The following is a 22831-nucleotide window of genomic DNA, read 5'->3' on the forward strand; positions in this document are numbered from 1 at the left end:
GAAAAATTTCATCGCTTGTGAAGTTAGAAAGGAGTTGAAATTATCGAGGGTCACTTAATGCCAGACCAGGGATACATGTTAGGAAGTATTCCACCAAGGATAAGTGTTTCGAGTTTCATGGGTTATTTAAAAGGAAAAAGTGCACTCATGATGTTTGACAAACACGCCAATCTCAAGTACAAGTTTGGGAATCGGCATTTCTGGGCGGAAGGTTATTATGTAAGTACAGTAGGGCTTAATGAAGCCACAATTAAGAAATATATCCAAGAACAGGAAAAGCATGATATAGCACTAGATAAATTGAGTGTAAAAGAATATGAGGATCCCTTTAGGGATAGTGGTAAGTAATACTAAAGCCTCTTTAAGAGGCAAGTGACGAGTCAAGAGCAATGAGGCTTGAACAAAGTGAAAGCCAGCGTCTTTAGGCGCTGGCTGGTAATTTGGGCTTATAGCCCTGGGACAAACCACCCGTTTGACGGGTGGTTATGATTGTGGGAAGATTTTTGAAGAATTTTAATCAAAATAAAGCAAGTCTTTGCTGGTGCTTGTAAAGAGGTCGAAGCCATCCTTGGTAACAACACCGCAGTCTTCAATACGAACACCGACTTTACCAGGGATATAGATACCTGGTTCAACAGAGAAGCACATGCCTTCTTCGATGACCATGTCGTTTCCTTCCATGATAGATGGGAATTCGTGGACATCCATACCGATACCGTGACCAAGACGGTGGTTGAAGTACTCGCCGTAACCAGCTTTTTCTATGACCTCACGGGCAGCGCGGTCCACTTCATGGGCAGTCACTCCCGGCTTGATAAAGTCAAGAGCAGCTTGTTGAGCTTCAAGAGTCAAGTTATAAATGTCTTTCTTGAATTGGTCAGGTTTGCCGACTGCGACTGTACGAGTCATATCTGACGCATAGCCGTTGACGAGGACACCTAGGTCAAAGAGGAGAAGGGCGTTATTTTCGACCTTATTAGCTGCTGGAATGCCGTGCGGATTTGCAGCGTTATTGCCAGTTAAGACCATGGTATCAAAACTCATTTCATAACCTTCACGCTTCATAGCAAAGTCGATTTGAGCGATGATATCTGTCTCAGTTTTATCAAGAGAAATATTGTCAAAGCCAACTTTTACAGCCTTGTCCGCATAGAGACCTGCAACCATCATTTTTTGCACTTCGTCAGCTGATTTGATGAGGCGCATGCGTTGGATACGAGGTGTGAGGTTTTCAAACTCAGCAGTTTCAAAGACTATTTTTAAGCCATGATATTTGGTCAAGATAAGATTGTCAAACTCAACAGCGACACGTTTGAAATCAAGCTGTGGAAGAGCATGTTTCATTTTTTGCCATGGATTTTCAGAATCCACATAGCCCACAACTGGGAAGGAAACAGTACTAGTAGCACGCTCAACTTCAAGGGCTGGGACAAAGAGGAGGGGTTCTTGATCCGCTAGGACAAAAAGGAACATTTGGCGTTCATGGGGATCACTGTAAAAGCCAGTGAGGTAATTAATTGTGACGGGGTCAGATACGACAGCGACGTCTAGTTTTTCTGATTCAAGATATGTTACGATTTGTTGTAATTTAGACATATGCTACCTTCTTTCTACCCCTCTATTTTGGCAAAAAAAGTGAGAAAATGCAAGGGAGAAGGGTAAAAGAAAAGACAAAAAGAACTCCGACAAGATAACGGAGTTCTTTGATATCATTTTCCTTTGTTTAAGAAAAGTCAGCCTTACTTTTGACATCGCTGTATTCTTCAGCGATGTCTTGGCTGAGAATGTCCTCATAAGCAGGGAGTTGAATGTCCGGACCATATTTTTTCTTGAGGGCAGTAGTGACTAGGCGATAAGCTAGATTAGCATTACGAGAGAGGATAGGCCCGTGGAAGTAAGACCCAAAGACATTCTTATAATGAACCCCTTCGCCGACTTTTTCTTCGTTGTTTCCATTTCCATAGACAACCTGTCCCAGCGGTTTTTGGTCATCTGAGAGGAAGGTACGGCCCTGATGATTTTCAAAACCATAGTAGGTTTCATCGAAATCTTCATTGTGAATCTTGATGTCACCGATAAAACGGTTATTGGTCTGGTTGAGGGTATAATGTCCCATGACCCCTAGTCCTTCGATACGTCTCCCTGAAGCTTCAATATAATATTGACCCAATAGTTGGAAACCACCGCAGATAGCCAGAACCACACCGTCGTTTTGGATGTAGTTGTCAATGCTTTCTTTTTTGGCAGGTAGGTCGTCTGCAATAATACTTTGTTCAAAGTCTTGACCGCCACCGAAAAAGGCGATGTCGTAGTGATTTTCATCAAAGTCATCATGGAGAGAAACGATGTCAACCGTCACATGGGCTCCCAGCTTTTCAGCAACATACTTGAGCATGAGGATGTTTCCATTGTCCCCATAGGTATTCATGAGGTTTCCGTAGAGGTGGGCAATGTTGAGCTGATAGGGGTAAATGCCAGCTTTTGAGGACAGTGAAGTATAAACCATTAGTTCATCTCCTTTCTAACAATCTGACGATTAGCCAGCAGTTCGCGGAATTCAAGCATAGCAGTATAAGTTGCCAGAATATAAGCATGCTTGCAGTCTTGGTTTTCAATGGTCTTAAGAACTTGTTCCAGACTACTTGTTTCAGTGATTTTATCAGCTGGATAGCCTGTCACTCGGAGGCGACGTGCGATTTCAGAATGACGAACACCGCCAGCGTTAATTTCTGGAATATCCATCTCAGTGATTTGTTCAAAATCAGCATCCCAGATCCAGCTGGTATCAATACCGTCTGCATAGTCAGCGTTAAGGAGGACGGATAGGCTAAATGGATAAGGCGCTAGTTTAATCATCTCGATAGCTTGGGTAGCACCGACTGGATTTTTAATCAAGACAAGGGTACATTCTTTGTCACCGATATGGAAGGTTTCTTGGCGTCCAAAGACAGCACGGCTCTTGTCAAATCCTTGCTTGATGAGTTGCGAATCTGCCCCAAGGAAACGGGCGATAGCAACCGCAGCAAGGGCATTGTAGATGTTGTAGAGCCCGCCGATTTGGATGCCGTATTCCTGGCCGTCGATGACAAAGCGAGAACGATTGTTGGTCAACTCAACCAGTTCTGTCAAGCGATAGTCTAGATCAGGACGTTTACATCCACAACCTTCACAGATATAGGCACCCAAGTTTGCATAGGTATTGTGCTCATATTTGAGGATACTTTGACAGTCAGGACAGAGAATTCCTTCTGTATTATAGTGAGCCAGTTGGGCTGGCCCTTTCTCCAAGTCAAAACCAAAATACTCTACAGGATTTGGAATAGCTGGCTTGTAGAAAAGTGGACTGTCTCCATTAAGGAGAACAGTGGCAGTAGGTACCTTACGAATAGCATCCAAAATCATCTTGTAAGTTGTGTAAATCTCACCATAGCGGTCCATCTGGTCACGGAAGATATTAGTGATGACGAAGAGACTTGGCTGGATGTAGTCACAGATACGAGATAGGCTGGCTTCATCAATTTCTAAGACGGCAATATTTTTTCCAGTTTTAGACGATTTGGCAGTCAGGAAAGTTGTTGCAATCCCTGTAATCATATTGGCACCGCTTGGGTTGGTCAGAACTTGACCATAAACCTCTTTTAAAATGCCGACAGTGAGGGCAGTTGTCAAGGTTTTCCCGTTAGTTCCAGTGACCACGACAATCTCGTAGTTCTTAGCTAGGTTTTGTAAAAGATCTTTATCAAATTGAAGGGCGACTTTTCCTGGAAGCGTACTTCCACGGCCAAGACGACTTAAAACGAAGTGGGAAGAACGCCCAGCAAGAAGGCCAAAAGTAGTTTTTAATTTCATGTTTCTATTATATCATAAAAGAGGGAAAAGACAGATTTGATACTCAATGAAAATCAAAGAGCAAACTAGGAAGCTAGCCGCAGGTTGCTCAAAGCACTGCTTTGAGGTTGTAGATAGAACTGACGAAGTCAGTAACATATATACGGCAAGGTGAAGCTGACGTGGTTTGAATTTGATTTTCGAAGAGTATGAGATTTCGTAGAAATGAAAACAGCCCTCAGAGGGCTGTTCAATACGATTGAATTTTAACTTAAATCGCAAATAGGTCATTCAAGTTCTCAGCCAAGGTTGGGTGAGTGAAGATTTGTTTTGTGAAGTAAGTGTAAGGAATTTTGTTGTCCATAGCAACAGTGATGATGTTGATGATTTCTTGAGATCCTTCTGAGAAGATGCTTGCTCCAAGAATTTCTTTTGTTTCAGTATTAACCACAGCTTTGAAAGCTCCACGAAGGTCTCCATTTACGTGCCCACGAGGCATGGCTGCAACAGGGATTTCCTTAACGGCGTATGGAAGTTTCAAATCAGCTGCTTGGCTTTCAGTCAAACCAACTTGTGAAAGCGCAGGTGTGATAAACATGGTGTTTGGTACATTGAGACGGTCTTCAAGAGTGTAGCTGCCATCTCCAGCAAGGTAGCTGTAAACAACACGGAAGTCATCAAGTGAAATGTAAGTAAATTGAAGTCCACCGTTGACATCTCCAACTGCAAAGACACCAGGAACGTTTGTTTGACAGTGTTTGTCTACTTTAATAGCGCCACGTTCAGTTAGTTCAATATCTGTATTTTCAAGTTGAAGTGGTTCTACATTTGGTTTGCGTCCAGTTGCGTAGAGAAGGGCATCGAAACGGTAAGTTTCGTTTTCAGTCACGACAAGGACTTGGTCACCGTCGTTTTTGATTTCAGTAGTATGGATATTTTGAAGCAATTCAATACCGTCTTCTTCCATATATTGTTTAGCAAGAGCTGCGATGGAAGGTTCTGCACGAGGTAGGAAAGTATCCAAGGCATCTAGGACTGTGACCTTGCTTCCAAGTTTGTTGTAAAGGCCAGCAAATTCAAGACCGATATTTCCGCCACCAAGGACTCCAAGTTTTTCAGGCAACTTGTCCAAGTTTTGGATCCCTGTTGAGTCAAAGACGTTTTTGCTTGTAGCAAGTCCAGGGATTGGCAAGACGTTTGAAACAGCACCAGTGTTGATGACGATTGTTTCAGCAGTCAGTTCTTTCTTTTCATCACCAGCTTGGATTTCGATGACTTTATTTGAAAGGAAGTGAGCTTCCGCATCAAAGATATCCACGCCTGTACCAGCAACAGTCGCATAGTTTTTACCGTTGAGGCGACCAGTGATAGTATTTTTGGTAGCAATGACTTCTTCAAAAGACAAGCCCTTCTCAGCAGCAACTAGCAAGGTTTTAGTTGGGATACAACCGATGTTGATACAAGTTCCACCGTACATAGCTTTGCTACGTTCAACGAGGGCAACTTTTTTGCCAGCTGAAGCCAATTTACCAGCTAGTGTTTTACCAGCCTTACCAAATCCAATAACGATTAAATCATAAGTTAACATTTAGAGTTCCTCCTATTCGAATTTCATTCTAGCACAAGAAAAAAACTTTTGCACAATTCTGCTACGAAAAAGACAGAAAAAGATAAAAACGCTTTCCAGACAAAAAACTAGTAATTTTTTGACAAGCTTGATAAACTAAAATCCTATCTATTTTTATATAAGATAGAATAAATGTTCGAAAATAGGAGGTTTTATGAAATCGAATCGTTATATTATTGCCTTTGCTGGGGTCATTTTACACTTAATGCTGGGTTCGACTTATGCTTGGAGTGTTTATCGTAACCCTATTATTGAAAAAACGGGATGGGATCAGGCTTCTGTTGCCTTTGCCTTTAGTCTAGCAATCTTTTGTTTAGGCTTATCGGCTGCATTTATGGGGCGTTTGGTAGAAAAATTTGGTCCGAGAGTCATGGGGAGTCTATCTGCTTTTCTATACGCAGGTGGAAATATCTTAACAGGATTTGCAATAGACCGTCAGGAGCTGTGGTTGTTGTATCTGGCTTACGGCATTTTAGGTGGGCTTGGTTTGGGAGCAGGCTACATTACCCCTGTGTCAACGATTATAAAATGGTTTCCTGATAAACGTGGTCTCGCAACAGGTTTAGCGATTATGGGGTTTGGTTTTGCTTCTTTATTGACTAGTCCTATAGCGCAACATCTCATCGCAGGGGTAGGGCTTGTAGAAACTTTTTATATTTTAGGTGCAAGTTACTTTATTATCATGCTCCTAGCTTCACAATTCATTAAGCGTCCAAATGAGCAAGAGCTTGCAATTTTATCTGCTTCAGGGAAAGAAAAAACAGCCTCTTTGACGCAAGGAATGGCTGCAAATCAGGCTCTAAAAAGCAATCGGTTTTATATACTTTGGATTATTTTCTTTATCAACATAGCTTGTGGTTTAGGCTTAATTTCAGCGGCATCGCCAATGGCACAGGAGATGGCTGGCTTGTCTACAAGTCATGCAGCAGTAATGGTGGGCGTTTTAGGGATTTTCAATGGATTTGGTCGCTTGCTCTGGGCGAGTTTGTCTGACTATATCGGTCGCCCTCTAACCTTTAGTATATTACTGCTTGTCAATCTTTTCTTTTCTCTCTCACTTTGGCTCTTTACAGATTCCGTTTTATTTGTAGTCGCTATGTCTATTTTGATGACTTGCTATGGAGCTGGTTTTTCCTTGATTCCAGCTTATCTCAGTGATATTTTTGGAACCAAGGAATTAGCTGCTCTGCATGGTTATATTTTAACAGCTTGGGCAATGGCTGGTTTAGCAGGACCTATTTTATTAGCAGAAACTTATAAAATGGCTCATTCTTACACACAAACCTTGTTCGTTTTTATCATTTTATATAGTATCGCCTTGGCTTTGTCTTATTATCTAGGTCGTTCCATCAAAAAGGAAAGCCAAAAACCGTTTACATGATTTTCTGTAGAAATTGGGCTATCTTTTACTTCTCTCTTGTGTTATACTAGATAGGTTGCAAAGAAAACAGTACTTTTCTTTTGTGGAAAAGAAGCAACACGATTTTGTATCCAGTATATGAAAATACGTCATAAAAAGAAAAGTATAGACTAAGCCCTATAGGGTGGCTTCGCACCACCTTTAGAAAGAAGAATAACGTGAAATTTAATGAATTAAACTTGTCTGCTGATTTGCTAGCAGAGATTGAAAAAGCTGGTTTTGTAGAAGCCAGTCCGATCCAAGAACAAACCATTCCATTGGCTCTTGAAGGTAAGGACGTTATCGGTCAAGCTCAGACTGGTACAGGAAAAACTGCAGCCTTTGGCTTGCCTACCCTTGAAAAAATCCGTACAGAAGAAGCGACCATCCAAGCCTTGGTCATCGCTCCAACACGTGAACTTGCTGTCCAAAGTCAAGAAGAACTCTTCCGCTTTGGTCGTAGTAAGGGAGTCAAAGTCCGTTCAGTATATGGCGGATCAAGCATTGAAAAGCAAATTAAGGCTCTTAAATCTGGTGCCCATATCGTGGTGGGAACTCCAGGTCGCCTCTTGGACTTGATTAAACGTAAGGCCTTGAAATTACAAGATATTGAAACTCTTATCCTTGACGAAGCGGATGAAATGCTCAACATGGGCTTCCTTGAAGACATTGAAGCCATCATTTCTCGTGTTCCTGAAAACCGTCAAACTCTTCTTTTCTCAGCAACTATGCCAGATGCTATCAAACGTATCGGTGTTCAGTTTATGAAAGAACCTGAACATGTGAAGATTGCTGCCAAGGAATTGACAACTGAATTGGTTGACCAGTACTATATCCGAGTCAAAGAGCAAGAAAAATTTGATACCATGACACGTCTCATGGATGTGGAACAACCTGAGCTTGCTATCGTATTTGGTCGTACCAAGCGCCGTGTGGATGAATTGACTCGTGGTCTTAAAATCCGTGGTTTCCGTGCCGAAGGAATTCATGGTGACCTAGACCAAAACAAACGTCTGCGTGTCCTTCGTGACTTTAAAAATGGTAATCTTGATGTTTTGGTTGCGACAGACGTGGCAGCGCGTGGGTTGGATATTTCAGGTGTGACTCATGTCTATAACTACGATATTCCACAAGATCCTGAAAGTTATGTTCACCGTATCGGTCGTACAGGTCGTGCCGGTAAGTCAGGTCAGTCGATTACTTTCGTATCACCAAATGAAATGGGCTACCTCCAAATCATTGAAAACTTGACTAAGAAACGCATGAAAGGTCTCAAACCTGCAAGTGCAGAAGAAGCCTTCCAAGCTAAAAAACAAGTAGCTCTCAAGAAAATCGAACGTGATTTTGCAGATGAGACTATCCGTGCCAACTTTGAGAAATTTGGTAAGGATGCTCGTAAGCTAGCTGCCGAATTTACTCCAGAAGAATTGGCAATGTATATTTTGAGTCTGACTGTTCAAGATCCGGATAGCCTTCCTGAAGTGGAGATTGCGCGTGAAAAACCACTGCCATTTAAACCATCAGGTAATGGTTTTGGTGGTAAAGCTAAGGGAGGTCGTCGTGGAGATGACCGTCGTGATAATCGCCGAGGAGATAACCGTCGTGGTGGTCGCCGTGATGATTTCAAAAAAGGCAGTCGTAGCAACGATCGTTTTGATAAGGAAAAACGTTACCGTAAGGATAATAAAAAACCACGCAATACTTCAAGTGAAAAGCAAACAGGCTTTGTTATTCGTAACAAGGGCGATAAATAAGAAAAAGCGGTTCAAAATGAATCGCTTTTTTATATAAGGAGACCAAGGGTGAAAGAAGATGGTGATAGCAAAGGATAGGTGAAATGGAAAGGTATTATCAATCCACCTTCTTATGATGATATGATATCAAATATAAATTAGGTTGTCAATAAGAAAACATAATTTTCTAAAATATTTCAGCTAGTCTAAATTGCAATTAAATAAGCAATTTTCAGATAATAATTGAAAATTCAATCTGTTTATGTTATAATGATAGCGATTAAATTCGAGGTGAAAAATGGCACATTTATTAGAAAAAACAAGAAAAATTACTTCTATCCTGAAGCGCTCAGAGGAGCAGTTGCAGGAAGAACTTCCATACAATGCGATTACCCGTCAATTGGCAGACATTATTGATTGTAATGCTTGTATTGTTAACAGCAAGGGGCGTCTCCTTGGCTATTTTATGCGTTATAAAACAAATACAGATCGCGTAGAGCAGTTCTTCCAAACTAAGATTTTCCCGGATGACTACATTCAAGGTGCGAATATGATTTACGATACAGAAGCCAATCTGACAGTTGATCATGATTTAAGTATTTTTCCTGTGGAAAGTCGTTCGGACTTTCCAGATGGTTTGACGACTATTGCACCGATTCATGTATCGGGGATTCGCCTTGGTTCTTTGATTATTTGGCGTAATGACAAAGAATTTGATGACGAGGACTTGATTCTTGTTGAGATTGCCAGTACCGTTGTTGGAATTCAACTCCTTAATTTCCAACGTGAAGAAGATGAGAAAAATATCCGTCGCCGTACTGCTGTGACCATGGCGGTTAATACCCTTTCTTACTCCGAACTCCGTGCTGTTTCAGCCATTTTAGGAGAATTAAACGGAAATGAAGGGCAGTTAACTGCGTCTGTAATTGCAGACCGTATCGGAATTACCCGTTCTGTGATTGTCAATGCTCTTCGTAAACTTGAGTCTGCGGGAATTATTGAAAGTCGCTCACTTGGAATGAAGGGAACTTACCTTAAGGTCTTGATTTCAGATATTTTTGAAGAAGTGAAGAAAAGAGATTACTAATGACTAAAGCTTTGATTTCGATTGATTATACAGAAGATTTTGTTGCCGACAGTGGTAAATTGACAGCAGGTGCTCCAGCTCAAGCTATTTCGGAAGCCATTAGTAAGGTGACTCGGTTAGCTTTTGAACGCGGAGATTACATCTTCTTTACTATCGATGCTCATGAAGAAAACGATTGTTTCCATCCAGAAAGCAAGCTATTTCCTCCTCACAATTTGATTGGGACTAGTGGACGCAATTTATACGGAGATTTGGGTACATTTTATCAAGAGCATGGTTCAGACAGTCGTGTCTTTTGGATGGATAAACGCCATTACTCAGCTTTTTCAGGGACTGACCTGGATATCCGCTTGAGAGAGCGTCGAATTTCTACAGTTATCTTAACAGGTGTCTTGACGGATATCTGTGTTCTGCATACAGCTATAGATGCCTATAATCTAGGATATGACATCGAGATTGTTCAACCAGCTGTTGCTTCTATCTGGCCTGAAAATCATCAATTTGCTCTAGCTCATTTCAAAAATACACTCGGAGCTAAGTTAGTAGATGAAAATCTAAATGAACTTTCAGAGTAATTTAGTTGATGAAATGAAAAATTTTTGAAAAAAAGTATTGACAAGGATCCCAAAAGTTGATATACTAGTAAAGTAATCAACGCGGGGATGGCGGAATTGGCAGACGCGCAGGACTAAGGATCCTGTGACCGCTTTAGGTCGTGAGGGTTCAAGTCCCTCTCTCCGCATAGGATAAGAGTTAGCTGAGGCTAGCTCTTTTTTTCATCTAGTTAAAGTAGAGCAAAAAAATTTTTGCTCTTTTTTCGTATTTCATAAACATTTCATATTTGGGTTTTATAATAGTTTTACAAATATGGAGGTGACAAATGAATCCAATCCAAAGAGCTTGGGCTTATGTCAGCAGAAAGCGACTGAGAAGTTTTATTTTATTTCTGATTTTATTGGTCCTATTGGCCGGAATTTCAGCCTGTTTGACTTTGATGAAGTCCAACAAAACAGTTGAAACCAATCTTTACAAATCACTCAACACATCTTTTTCTATTAAGAAGATAGAAAATGGGCAGACTTTCAAGTTGTCAGAGTTAGCGGCTGTGAACAAGATTAAGGGACTGGAAAATGTCTCTCCTGAACTCGAGACGATCGGAAAATTAAAAGACAAGGAAGCGGTGAGTGGTGAGCAAAGCGTTGAACGTGATGATTTGTCAGCTGCGGACAAGAACTTGGTTAGCTTAACGGCTCTTGAGGATTCATCCAAGGATGTGACCTTCACCAGCTCGGCTTTCAACTTAAAAGAAGGGCGACATCTTCAAAAAGGGGATTCAAAGAAAATCATCATCCACGAAGAGCTGGCTAAGAAGAATAGTCTTTCGCTTCATGATAAGATTCGTTTAGATGCTGGACAGTCAGAAGCTGGAAAAGGACACACAGTTGAGTATGAAATCGTTGGCATCTTTTCTGGTAAAAAACAGGAGAAATTCACAGGCTTGTCTTCTGACTTCAGTGAAAACCAGGTCTTTACAGACTATGAAAGTAGCCAAAGCCTTTTGGGTAATGGTGAATCTCTAGTCAGTGCAGCTCGCTTCTATGTAGAAAATCCTAAGGAAATGGATGGACTTATGAAGCAGGTGGAAAACTTAGCCTTGGAAAGTCAAGGCTACCAAGTCGAGAAGGAAAACAAGGCTTTTGAACAAATCAAAGACTCAGTTGCAACCTTCCAAACCTTCCTGACCATCTTCCTTTATGGGATGTTGATAGCTGGAGCTGGAGCCTTAATTTTGGTCTTGTCTCTTTGGTTGAGAGAAAGGGTCTACGAAGTGGGAATCCTTCTGGCACTTGGAAAAGGCAAGAGCTCGATTTTCCTACAATTCTGTTTAGAGGTGGTTTTGGTATCTATCGGTGCTTTGCTTCCATCCTTTATCGCTGGAAATGCCATTACATCCTATCTTCTCCAAACTGTCCTAGCCAGTGGAGATCAGGCAAGCTTACAAGATACACTAGCCAAAGCAAGCAGTTTATCAACCAGCATCTTATCTTTTGCAGAATCCTATGTTTTTCTAGTTCTGCTTAGTTGCTTATCTGTAGCCCTTTGTTTCCTATTCTTATTTAGAAAATCGCCTAAAGAAATTTTATCATCTATTAGTTAAGAAGGAGAAATCATGACTTTATTACAATTACAAGATCTTACCTACCGTTATAAGAACACTGCTGAAGCAGTTCTATATCAGATCAATTATCATTTTGAACCCGGGAAATTTTACAGTATTATTGGTGAGTCAGGAGCAGGAAAATCCACACTCTTGTCCCTACTTGCTGGTTTAGATAGTCCTGTTGAAGGTTCGATTCTTTTCCAAGGAGAGGACATTCGTAAGAAGGGGTATTCTTACCATCGCATGCACCATATTTCCCTGGTCTTTCAAAATTATAACTTGATAGATTATCTTTCTCCACTGGAAAATATCCGCTTGGTCAATAAAAAGGCAAGCAAGGATACACTGCTTGAGCTTGGTTTGGATGAAAGTCAGATCAAGCGGAATGTTCTCCAGTTATCAGGTGGTCAACAGCAACGTGTTGCCATTGCTCGTAGTTTGGTCTCGGAAGCTCCAGTTATTCTTGCAGATGAGCCAACAGGAAATTTGGACCCTAAAACTGCTGGCGATATTGTTGAACTGCTCAAATCACTTGCCCAGAAAACAGGTAAATGTGTCATCGTCGTCACCCACAGTAAAGAAGTGGCACAAGCGTCAGATATTACACTTGAATTGAAGGATAAGAAACTGACTGAAATATAGAATCTAGTTATTAAACTTTAAAATAGTATTAGTTGGTAACCAGATACGTGTATAGTAATAATAAACGAAGTGAGTCATTAACAACTATTTCCCACAGTAGTGATAGCCTAGATAATAACAAAGTTATTATCAAGGTCGGAATTTTTGAGAGTAAAATAGTTTGGGGAACTATTTTAGCCTGAGCATAGAAATTAAAGGTCGAAGGGCTCAAAAATTAGGGATGAAATTCCTACAGGAAGTTGCTCCCGTCCGCACAATCTAAGGGAAATAGTAAAAAATTATTTTATATATGTTATAGACTATAAAATAGAACAACATCTAGAAAGGGAAACTATGTTACACAACGCATTTGCCTATGTTACAAGGAAGTTTTTCAAATCGATTGTCATCTTCCTGATTATTCTCCTCATGGCGAGCTTGAGTTTGGTCGGCTTGTCGATCAAGGGAGCTACTGCCAAGGCTTCTCAGGAGACTTTTAAAAATATCACCAACAGCTTCTCCATGCAAATCAATCGTCGCGTCAATCAAGGAACGCCACGTGGTGCTGGGAATATCAAGGGTGAAGACATCAAAAAAATCACCGAAAATAAGGCTATTGAGTCTTATGTTAAACGCATCAACGCTATCGGAGATTTGACTGGCTATGAACTCATCGAAACGCCAGATACCAAGAAAAATCTAACACCTGACCGTGCCAAACATTTTGGAAGCAGCTTGATGATCACTGGTGTCAATGACTCCTCTAAAGAAGACAAGTTTGTTTCTGGTTCTTATAAACTGGTTGAAGGTGAGCACCTAACAAACGACGACAAGGACAAGATCCTCTTGCACAAGGACTTGGCAGCCAAATACGGCTGGAAAGTAGGGGATAAGGTCAAGTTGGACTCTAATGTCTATGATGCAGACAATGAAAAAGGTGCCAAGGAAACAGTTGAAGTGACAATCAAGGGACTCTTTGATGGTCACAATAAGTCGGCAGTAACCTACTCACAAGAACTCTATGAAAATACAGCTATCACAGACATTCACACGGCTGCAAAACTTTATGGATACACAGAAGACACAGCTATTTACGGGGACGCTACCTTCTTTGTAACAGCGGACAAGAACTTGGATGATGTTATGAAAGAGTTGAGTGGCATCAGTGGCATCAACTGGAAGAGCTACACACTGGTGAAGAGCTCCTCTAACTACCCAGCTCTTGAGCAATCCATCTCTGGTATGTACAAGATGGCCAACCTCCTCTTCTGGGGTAGCTTGAGCTTCTCAGTCCTTCTCCTTGCCCTCTTGCTCAGCCTTTGGATCAATGCCCGTCGCAAGGAGGTGGGAATTCTCCTCTCTATCGGTCTCAAGCAGGCAAGTATCTTGGGGCAATTCATCACCGAATCCATCTTGATTGCCATTCCTGCTCTTGTTTCTGCTTACTTCTTAGCTAATTACACTGCCCGTGCAATTGGAAACACTGTCCTTGCCAATGTGACTTCAGGTGTTGCCAAACAGGCTAGCAAGGCGGCTCAAGCCTCTAACCTTGGTGGTGGTGCAGAAGTAGATGGCTTTAACAAGACTTTGTCAAGCCTAGATATTTCCATTCAGACATCAGACTTTATCATCGTCTTTGTCCTTGCTTTGGTTCTAGTGGTTCTCGTTATGGCGCTTGCATCAAGCAATCTCCTCAGAAAACAACCAAAAGAACTTCTGCTGGATGGTGAATAATACTGATGCTAGACTGAAAAATGTGGCTAGCAACTGAAAGTTCTAAAATGATAAATGAAGTAGAAAGCAATGGTGAAAATCATTGCTTTCAGTTGCTTTCTTTGTACTTTAGTACTTAAATATGATATACTAAGGTTATGGAATTTATTAGAAAGGAGTTTCGCAACTTATATATGGAATTGTGCATAAAAATCTATAGAAATCTTATCTTGAAAATAGATAGATAAATCTGTAGAAGCCTATCCATATCGCAAACATAGGCTAGTAGACCTAGGCAGGGTCTACCTTGGAAAATATAGAATAGTGAGGAAAAATAAACATTATGAGACAAACAAATGTTAGAGGAAGCTTGTCCCTCCGTGGTTTTAGAAAATTGAGAACTGGTGCAATTGTTGCGACAGGTGTGATTCTACTGGGTCTGGGCTTTTTAGCTCCAACTGTATCAGCCAGTGAACAAGATGGTGTCTGGGTAGCCAGAACAGTTGAGGAAGTGAAAGCTGACCTTCAAAAAGAAGGTGATTTATTTAAGTATGTCATTAAGTGGGGAGATACATTAAGTGTTATCAGCGAAGCAAGCAATATCCCTGTAGATGTACTCCAAGAAATGAATCAAGCTTCAGGAAAGAATTTATTCTTACCGCACAATGAATTGTACTTTACTGAAGCTGAAACGGTTTCAGATACAGTCACAAAACACAAGATTGTCATCAAAGAAAGCGGTGCAAGTGGCGAAGTTCGTACTTATGAAGTCTTGCTCAAGAAAGACCAAGAAACAAAAGCTGTTACCTTTGAATTAACAGATGTCACTGAGAAAGTTGAAAAAATGACTGTGAACTATAGCCCAGTCTATCAGCCTGTATCAGCACCAGTAGTGGAAAGATCGGAAGAATTAGGTGAAGAACCTGCTTCAGAAGCACCAGCAGAGACAAGCCCAGAAGTTAAAGAAGAAACAGAAGCTCCAGTAGCACCAAAAGCAGAAGAAGCAGCGACAACTCCAGCACCAAAAGTAGAAGAACCAGCGACTTCGGAACCAAAATCAGATGAGCCAATGACTCCAGCACCGAAAGCGGAAGAGCCAACAGAATCATCTGAACCAAAAACAGAAGCATCGACAACTCCGGAAAATAAAGAAGAACAACCGGGTGCAACAGAAGCAACGGAACCAGAAATAACAGAGTCAGAGGTAGCGAAACCATCTGAACCAAAAGCAGAAGCTTCAGGAACTTCAGCAGAAACAACACCTAAAGAAGATGCAACTGAAGGAAAAGTAGAAGCGCCGAAAGTTGAAGAACCAGAGGCGTCAGCTGAACCAACAGAACCAGCGCCAGTGGTAGAGGAAGGCACTTCAGGAGAACAAGATCAACCAGCAGAAGAAACCCCAGCACCATCAAAACCAGAAACCCCAGCTTCAACAGCAGAAGTAGCAAAGGAAGCTGAAGGAACAGAGCCAGAGATGGTAACACCAGCTGAACCAAAAGCAGAAACTCCAGCAGAATCAACTGAATCAAAAGCAACCGAGCCAGAGGTAGCTAAACCAGCTGAATCAAACGCAGAAGCTGCAACAGAATCAACAGAAGCTTCAGGAACTTCAGCAGAATCAACACCTGACGGAACAGTGGACTCAGCGCCAGCTCCAAAAGAAACTGAAGAAGCAGGAGCAACAGCAGAAGAAACCCCAGCTCCAAAAGAAAATAAAACAGAAGGAACTACACCAGGTGCAACAGCAGAAGCAGGGGAAACAACAGGAGAAGCTTCAGGAACAGCAGGGGAATCAACTGAACCGAAAGATAGTGTAGAATCAACACCTGAAGGAACAGGTTCAGAAGAAGCAGGAGCAACAGGAGAAGCTTCAACAGGATCAACTGAAGCAAAAGCAACAGACCCAGAGGTAGCACCAAAAGAAGCTGAAGAACCAGGAACATCTGAAATTACAGAACCAGCAACAACAGCGCCAGCAGCAGACTCTACAAGTGAGGATACTAACGAGAGTAAATCAGAAAAACCAGTAGCAGAAGAAACCCCAGTTACAGAAGAACAACCTGCTACAGACACGGATTCATCAGCTGAAACAAGTAATTCAGCCGACTCAAGTCCATCAACTGGATCAACAGCTACAGAAGGACCAACTGATACAACGGGAAATACTTCAAATAATTCATCAACAGACTTCACTCCTTCAAGTGATGAAACTACAGAACAATCTGGAAGTTCAGTTCCAGAAGCAGAAGAGGCATCCCCAGAGGTTGTCAAACCAGCTGATCCAAAAGCGGAGGAATCAACAGCAACAACGCCGAAGGCAGAAGCTCCAACAGAATCAACTGAACCGAAAGAAAGTGTAGAATCAACACCAGAAGGAACAGTGGAATCAGAATCAGCTCCAAAAGAAATAGGAGAAGGAGAGAAACCAGCACCGAAAGAAGCTGAAACAGAAGGAAAAGTTTCAGAAGCTTCAGGAACAACAGAAGGAACTCCAACAGAATCATCTGAAGCAAAAGTAACAGAGCCAGCGGCTGAATCAACAGTTACAGAAGGAACAACACCAGAAGTAAAAACTACAGGAGATGAAGAAAAAGACTCAAAAGTAGAAGATACAGATAAAGAAGCAAATTCAACAGAAGGGACAGTAGATTCAACATCAGTACCAAAAGAAGTAGGCACAGAAGGTAATAACGAAGAAACAAATTCACAAAATGCTGAAGCTTCAACTGGAGACGGAAACTCAGAATCAACAACATCAACTTCTGATAAAGCAAAAAGAGAAGAAGTAGTAAATGGAACTGAAGAAACAGACGGAGCTAATGTAGAATCTGAACAGAAAGCAGAGACTCCGAAAGTTGAAGAGTCAGAGGCTACAACTTCAGGAAATCAAGGTCAACCAGTAGAAGAATCTTCAGAAACAAAAGAAGCAGAATCAACTCCAGTAACGGACAATGTCCCTTCAAATAATTCATCAACAGACGCTACAACTGATGGCAACTCAAACGATTCAACTTCTAATGAAGAAAACTCTCAAGACGATGAACCAGCTGTAGAACATCAAGATTCAGAGAAGTCTTTAGAGGAAGATACCAAAAATAGTAATAAAGCTGCGATTGATGATCATAAAAAACTAGCTGAGGAAGCTATTTCTACTAGTGATCTAGACGATACTCAAAAACAAGAGGCTCGAGATAGATTAAATGAACTAACAAATCTCTACTATAAAAAATTAGAAGAGGAGAAAGATTTTGAAAAACAAACTCAGTTAGTTGATGAATATGAGACTTTGAGTCAAAGTATTCAAACTCCAGGAGCGACTATAGAAGGAGCAGCAGATTATACTAAACCTATCGAAAGTCATGCTGGTGGAACAACTATAGATGAAAATAGTACAGTAGCAAACAGCGCACTAACTTCTAGCAATCCATCTTCTCAGCCGTCCTCATCTGAAGACTCACCACAAGCACAACCTGCGGCAACGTCGGACAGTTCTACAACTGGTGACTCAGGCTTCCGAAGTGCAGGAACTTACCAACCTCGAGTAACTCGTCGTCGTAGAAGTATTGAGGAACCTCAAAACACAGTCTCTATTTATTATAATTTTGATGGTATGAAAGATATTCCAGGATTCTTCGGTGACCCTGGTGAAAAAAATGATATTGAGATTCCAAAAGATGCTTCTGGGGAAAAAGTCAAATCACTGATTAAAGAAAAAATAGATGCCAAAAAATCAGAATTAGCTAAAAGAGGATATCAATTTTCGGAAGATATATTCGTTGAGTATACTCATCAAGATGCAACTCATTATGACTACGTAGTCACTTTCACTAAGCAAGCTACAGGAACTACAGGCTTTAGAAATGCTCCAGCAGTTCAACCACGCGCTAGCAGAAATCGTAGAAGTCTAGAACAGCCAGCTCCTCAAAAGGTCAAAGTAAATGTATTTTATAACTTTGATAAAATGAAAGATATTGCAGGTTTCCTAGGATATATCGATGGAACTTCTCTTGAAATCGTGGAAGGTTCAACAAATGAACAACAGGTGAAAGTAGCAGTTCAGAACCAAGTTGAAGCTAAGAAAGAAGAGTTGAGAAAACGTGGCTACACTTTCAAAGAGGACTATGTCTATCAAGCTAATGGGAAAGATTATAACTACGTTGTAACATTTTCAAAAGCAACTAAATAACGTTCATTTCACGGGGAGTGAAATGTGAGCAGAGAGAGCGATAGGCTCTCTTTGTTTTATCTAGTAGTCAGTTACTTAAAGACAAAAGGCCAGCAAGAGACTATAATAGAAATAGAGTAGGTATTTATTCTAAGAAAAATAAAAAATAGAGAGCAGTTAAAGTATGAAAATTTTAATTGTAGAAGATGAAGAGATGATCCGTGAGGGGGTCAGTGATTATTTGACGGATTGTGGCTATGAAACCATTGAGGCGGCAGATGGTCAGGAAGCCTTGGAGCAATTTTCTAGCTATGAGGTAGCCTTGGTTTTACTGGACATCCAGATGCCCAAGCTCAATGGTCTAGAAGTGCTAGCTGAGATACGCAAAACCAGCCAAGTCCCTGTCTTGATGCTGACCGCCTTTCAGGATGAGGAATACAAGATGAGTGCCTTTGCCTCTCTGGCAGATGGCTATCTGGAAAAGCCCTTCTCCCTCTCCCTCTTAAAAGTGAGAGTGAACGCGATTTTCAAGCGCTACTATGATACAGGACGAATCTTCTCCTATAAGGATGCCAAGGTAGACTTTGAGAGCTACAGTGCTAGCCTAGCAGGTCAAGAAGTGCCCATCAATGCCAAAGAGTTGGAAATTCTGGACTATCTGGTGAAAAATGAAGGACGAGCCTTGACTCGATCTCAGATAATCGATGCCGTCTGGAAGGTGACAGATGAGGTTCCCTTTGACCGTGTCATTGACGTTTATATCAAGGAATTGCGGAAAAAGCTAGACCTGGACTGCATCCTCACTGTGCGCAATGTTGGTTATAAATTGGAGCGAAAATGAAACGAACAGGCTTATTTACAAAGATATTTATCTACACCTTCTCGATTTTTAGTGTTCTGGTTATTTGCCTTCATTTAGCTATTTATTTTCTTTTTCCTTCGACTTATCTGAGTCATCGTCAGGAAACCATTGGCCAGAAAGCGACAGCTATTGCCCGGTCACTAGAAGGAAAGGATAGACAGAGTATCGAGCAAGTCTTAGACTTGTATTCCCAGACTAGTGAGATTAAGGGGGTGGTCAAGGGAGAGATGACCGAGGACAAGTTAGAAGTCAAGGACAATCTTCCTCTGGATACAGATCGTCAGACAACCTCTCTTTTTATCGAAGAGCGCGAGGTGAAAACGCAAGACGGTGGCACCATGACTCTCCAGTTTCTTGCTTCCATGGATTTGCAAAAGGAAGCAGAGCAAATCAGTCTCCAGTTTCTTCCCTATACCCTGCTGGCATCCTTTCTGATTTCACTTTTGGTGGCTTACATCTATGCTCGGACCATTGTTGCCCCCATTTTGGAAATCAAGCGGGTGACCCGTCGGATGATGGAACTGGATACTCAAGTGCGATTGCGCGTGGATTCTAAGGATGAGATTGGTGATCTCAAGGAACAAATCAATAGCCTCTACCAACATCTTTTGACAGTTATCGCGGACTTGCATGACAAGAATGAAGCCATTCTCCAGCTGGAAAAGATGAAGGTCGAATTCCTACGAGGAGCTTCTCATGAATTGAAAACACCGCTGGCTAGTTTGAAAATCCTAATCGAAAACATGAAAGAAAATATCGGGCGTTATAAGGATAGAGACCACTATCTGGGAGTTGCCTTGGGGATTGTGGATGAACTCAATCACCATGTTCTGCAGATACTTTCTCTCTCGTCTGTGCAGGAATTGCGAGATGATAGGGAAACAATTGACCTCCTCCAGATGACGCAAAGTCTAGTCAAGAATTATGCCTTGCTAGCCAAGGAAAGAGAGCTTCAGATAGACAATAGTTTGACTCATCAGCAGGCCTATTTAAACTCATCTGTCATGAAATTGATTCTGTCTAACCTTATCAGTAATGCTATCAAGCACTCTGTTCCAGGCGGCTTGGTCCGCATCGGGGAGAGAGAAGGGGAACTTTTTATCGAGAATAGCTGTAGCTCAGAGGAACAAGAAAAACTAGCCCAGTCTTTTTCTGACAATGCTAGTCGCAAGGCCAAGGGTTCTGGGATGGGGCTCTTTGTGGTTAAGAGTCTATTGGAACATGAAAAATTAGCTTATCGTTTCGAGATGGCGGAGAATCGTTTAACCTTCTTCATAGCTTTTCCAAAAGTCGCCCAAGACTAGGGAGAGAAAGGGTTTACATAGATGAAGCTAGAAGAAATTCAATCGAAACTGCGGGAAAAACTAGATTTTTTTGTCAAAAAGTGATAAAATGAACAATGTAAATGGGATGACCCATAAAAATATACAGGAGGCCTGATAAAATGGCAATCGTTTCAGCAGAAAAATTTGTCCAAGCAGCTCGTGACAACGGTTATGCAGTTGGTGGATTTAACACAAACAACCTTGAGTGGACTCAAGCTATCTTGCGCGCAGCAGAAGCTAAAAAAGCTCCAGTTTTGATCCAAACTTCAATGGGTGCTGCTAAATACATGGGTGGTTACAAAGTTGCTCGCAACTTGATCGCTAACCTTGTTGAATCAATGGGTATCACTGTACCAGTAGCTATCCACCTTGACCACGGTCACTACGAAGATGCACTTGAGTGTATCGAAGTTGGTTACACTTCAATCATGTTTGACGGTTCACACCTTCCAGTTGAAGAAAACCTTAAATTGGCTAAAGACGTTGTTGAAAAAGCACACGCTAAAGGTATCTCAGTAGAAGCTGAAGTTGGTACTATCGGTGGTGAAGAAGACGGAATCATCGGTAAAGGTGAATTGGCTCCAATCGAAGATGCTAAAGCAATGGTTGAAACTGGTATCGACTTCTTGGCAGCTGGTATCGGTAACATCCACGGTCCTTACCCAGCAAACTGGGAAGGTCTTGACCTTGACCACTTGCAAAAATTGACAGAAGCTCTTCCAGGATTCCCAATCGTATTGCACGGTGGTTCAGGTATTCCTGATGAGCAAATCCAAGCAGCTATCAAACTTGGTGTTGCGAAAGTTAACGTTAACACTGAATGCCAAATCGCATTCGCTAACGCAACTCGTAAATTTGCTCGTGACTACGAAGCAAACGAAGCAGAATACGACAAGAAAAAACTCTTCGACCCACGTAAATTCTTGGCTGACGGTGTAAAAGCTATCCAAGCATCAGTTGAAGAACGTATCGACGTATTCGGTTCAGAAGGTAAAGCATAAGAAGCTTGTAAAAGCTTGATATAAAAAGGTTTATCTGATTTGGATAAACCTTTTTTCTTTGTTTTTCCACAAATTTGCCACACTTATATAGTTAACGAATCTAAAACAGGAATGATTAGTTCTTTTGTTTTTTGTGTAACGTGCAAATAGATATCTGTAACACTACTTCCTCTTGTGTGTCCTACACGATTTTGAATTGCTTCGAAAAATGTTAGAACAGGTCGCTATTCGTCTTAGACGATCAGGTAAGAAAACAACTGTTGTCTCAATTCATGTAGGCTATTCCAAACAGGAAAATAAAAAATCAATCAACACACAAAAAAGAACGAAGCAACTAATCATACGGACACGCTAACTAATGTAGTTTTACAGTTATTTCATCAGAAATACAGTTCAGGTGCTGTAAGGAACGTTGCCGTCAACTATTCGGGTCTAGTGTATGAATTGTTTGGACTAGTTTCTTTATTTGATGATGTTGAAAAAATAGAAAAAGAAGAAAGGCTCCAATCAGCGATTGACAGCATACGAGATCAGTTTGGGTTCACTTCACTTTTAAAAGCCAATGCGCTTGAGTCAGCATCAAGAAGTATCGCTAGAAGTAAACTAATCGGAGGTCATTCTGCTGGTGGACTAGATGGTTTAAAATAATTGATCGTTCCTATTTGCCCTATCAGTCTGCCCGAGAATATCAAGACTCAGGTATGCAAAAGTGGATGGGCTTCTTTTTATCTGAACATACCACATCACTAGGGGAAGAGAAATATCGTGTCGATCTAACTAGTGACTTGAACAGAACAGAAAAATTATTGTTACTTTCTCAGGTTTATGTTGGGAATTTAAAGGGTCGCTTTATAGTCAAACAAAAAACTCAAAAAGTAACTTTGATTGGTGAAGTGAGAGAAATTTCAGCAAAAGAAGTATCTATCAAGACCTATGAAGGATACCGATTGATTCAAGTGGAAGACTTCTTGAGCATACAGTTATTAGAAGAGGTTACCTATGAGTAGAAAAGAACTCTATGAGAATAAATTACAGATGGACTATTTTTCAGACAACTATATTCGATTTGAAGAAGACTTCCAGAAGTATTCTTCAATGGATGTTCCATTAACTTTTCTAGTTGATGACATCCTTAGAACAATGGCAATGAATTAGAAAAACTACTTCAAGTTGAATAAAGAGAACGCCGAGGATGGCAGGGATCATTATTTTTATTTTGAAGTTAGTGAAAGTCAATTAATAAGAAAATTAAGTATATAAATATCAAAGAAAGTAGCAAATTTTCAAGTAATTTGCTACTTTCTTTGAT

Annotated in this window: 16 protein-coding genes, 1 tRNA gene and 3 pseudogenes; 16 read left to right on the forward strand and 4 right to left on the reverse strand. The window is 41.1% G+C overall.

Annotated elements, in window-relative coordinates:
* A pseudogene (tnpA, locus tag HT689_RS08390) lies at positions 1-348 on the forward strand (IS200/IS605 family transposase); the annotation flags it as partial.
* Between the two features lie 165 nt (positions 349-513).
* Here tnpA and HT689_RS08395 read toward each other — a convergent pair.
* From HT689_RS08395 to HT689_RS08410, 4 genes are all read right to left on the reverse strand, one after another.
* Positions 514-1596: a Xaa-Pro peptidase family protein gene (locus HT689_RS08395; RefSeq protein ID WP_173280965.1), complete on the reverse strand. Its 1083-nt coding sequence runs from the start codon at positions 1594-1596 to the stop codon at positions 514-516.
* A 127-nt stretch (positions 1597-1723) separates the two neighbouring features.
* Positions 1724-2506 (reverse strand): lipid II isoglutaminyl synthase subunit GatD, encoded by a 783-nt coding sequence (gene gatD / locus HT689_RS08400; protein ID WP_173280967.1) that lies wholly within the window; start codon positions 2504-2506, stop codon positions 1724-1726.
* Positions 2506-3849 carry a lipid II isoglutaminyl synthase subunit MurT gene (murT, locus tag HT689_RS08405; protein ID WP_173280969.1) on the reverse strand — a complete coding sequence of 448 codons (1344 nt, stop codon included), beginning with the start codon at positions 3847-3849 and terminating at the stop codon, positions 2506-2508. The genes gatD and murT overlap by 1 nt, the downstream gene beginning before the upstream one ends.
* A 250-nt stretch (positions 3850-4099) precedes the next feature.
* Positions 4100-5416, reverse strand: a complete 1317-nt coding sequence (locus HT689_RS08410; RefSeq protein ID WP_000958960.1) for an FAD-containing oxidoreductase — start codon at positions 5414-5416, stop codon at positions 4100-4102.
* Between the two features lie 193 nt (positions 5417-5609).
* On the opposite strand from HT689_RS08410, the gene HT689_RS08415 reads away from it, so the two are divergent.
* The 15 genes and pseudogenes from HT689_RS08415 (at position 5610) to HT689_RS08485 (ending at position 22782) form a co-directional block, all read left to right on the forward strand.
* Positions 5610-6836, forward strand: a complete 1227-nt coding sequence (locus tag HT689_RS08415) for an OFA family MFS transporter (RefSeq protein ID WP_173227248.1) — start codon at positions 5610-5612, stop codon at positions 6834-6836.
* Positions 6837-7033: 197 nt separating this feature from the next.
* Complete coding sequence (locus HT689_RS08420; RefSeq protein WP_173227246.1) at positions 7034-8608, forward strand: DEAD/DEAH box helicase; 1575 nt, start codon at positions 7034-7036, stop codon at positions 8606-8608.
* Between the two features lie 277 nt (positions 8609-8885).
* Positions 8886-9674, forward strand: a complete 789-nt coding sequence (codY, locus tag HT689_RS08425) for a GTP-sensing pleiotropic transcriptional regulator CodY (protein ID WP_173227244.1) — start codon at positions 8886-8888, stop codon at positions 9672-9674.
* Entirely contained in the window at positions 9674-10249 is a 576-nt protein-coding gene (locus HT689_RS08430; protein WP_173227242.1) for an isochorismatase family cysteine hydrolase, read from the forward strand. Before codY ends, HT689_RS08430 begins: the two co-directional genes overlap by 1 nt.
* An 81-nt stretch (positions 10250-10330) precedes the next feature.
* A tRNA-Leu gene (locus tag HT689_RS08435) sits at positions 10331-10416 on the forward strand.
* A gap of 138 nt (positions 10417-10554) precedes the next feature.
* Entirely contained in the window at positions 10555-11832 is a 1278-nt protein-coding gene (locus HT689_RS08440) for an ABC transporter permease (protein ID WP_173227240.1), read from the forward strand.
* A 12-nt stretch (positions 11833-11844) separates the two neighbouring features.
* Positions 11845-12477 carry an ABC transporter ATP-binding subunit Vex2 gene (gene vex2 / locus HT689_RS08445; RefSeq protein WP_047499406.1) on the forward strand — a complete coding sequence of 211 codons (633 nt, stop codon included), beginning with the start codon at positions 11845-11847 and terminating at the stop codon, positions 12475-12477.
* A 333-nt stretch (positions 12478-12810) separates the two neighbouring features.
* Positions 12811-14190, forward strand: a complete 1380-nt coding sequence (vex3, locus tag HT689_RS08450) for an ABC transporter permease subunit Vex3 (protein WP_173227238.1) — start codon at positions 12811-12813, stop codon at positions 14188-14190.
* A 322-nt stretch (positions 14191-14512) separates the two neighbouring features.
* Complete coding sequence (locus tag HT689_RS08455; protein ID WP_173280971.1) at positions 14513-18355, forward strand: hypothetical protein; 3843 nt, start codon at positions 14513-14515, stop codon at positions 18353-18355.
* A 163-nt stretch (positions 18356-18518) separates the two neighbouring features.
* A complete protein-coding gene (gene vncR / locus HT689_RS08460; protein WP_173227234.1) occupies positions 18519-19175 on the forward strand; it encodes a response regulator transcription factor VncR in 657 nt (218 codons plus the stop codon).
* Positions 19172-20500, forward strand: coding sequence for a sensor histidine kinase VncS (vncS, locus tag HT689_RS08465; RefSeq protein ID WP_173227232.1), 1329 nt, complete (start codon positions 19172-19174; stop codon positions 20498-20500). The genes vncR and vncS overlap by 4 nt, the downstream gene beginning before the upstream one ends.
* A gap of 140 nt (positions 20501-20640) precedes the next feature.
* Positions 20641-21522 (forward strand): class II fructose-bisphosphate aldolase, encoded by an 882-nt coding sequence (locus HT689_RS08470; RefSeq protein ID WP_001018997.1) that lies wholly within the window; start codon positions 20641-20643, stop codon positions 21520-21522.
* 187 nt (positions 21523-21709) lie between these two features.
* Positions 21710-22170 (forward strand): annotated as a pseudogene (locus HT689_RS08475) (DNA polymerase); the annotation flags it as partial.
* Positions 22167-22529: a hypothetical protein gene (locus tag HT689_RS08480; protein ID WP_173227250.1), complete on the forward strand. Its 363-nt coding sequence runs from the start codon at positions 22167-22169 to the stop codon at positions 22527-22529. The pseudogene HT689_RS08475 and the gene HT689_RS08480, both read left to right, overlap by 4 nt.
* A pseudogene (locus HT689_RS08485) lies at positions 22522-22782 on the forward strand (DUF5960 family protein). The gene HT689_RS08480 and the pseudogene HT689_RS08485 overlap by 8 nt, the downstream one beginning before the upstream one ends.
* Positions 22783-22831: the final 49 nt, after the last annotated feature.

Origin of the sequence: Streptococcus sp. 2342 (assembly GCF_013276795.1) — a bacterium.
Taxonomy (GTDB): domain Bacteria; phylum Bacillota; class Bacilli; order Lactobacillales; family Streptococcaceae; genus Streptococcus.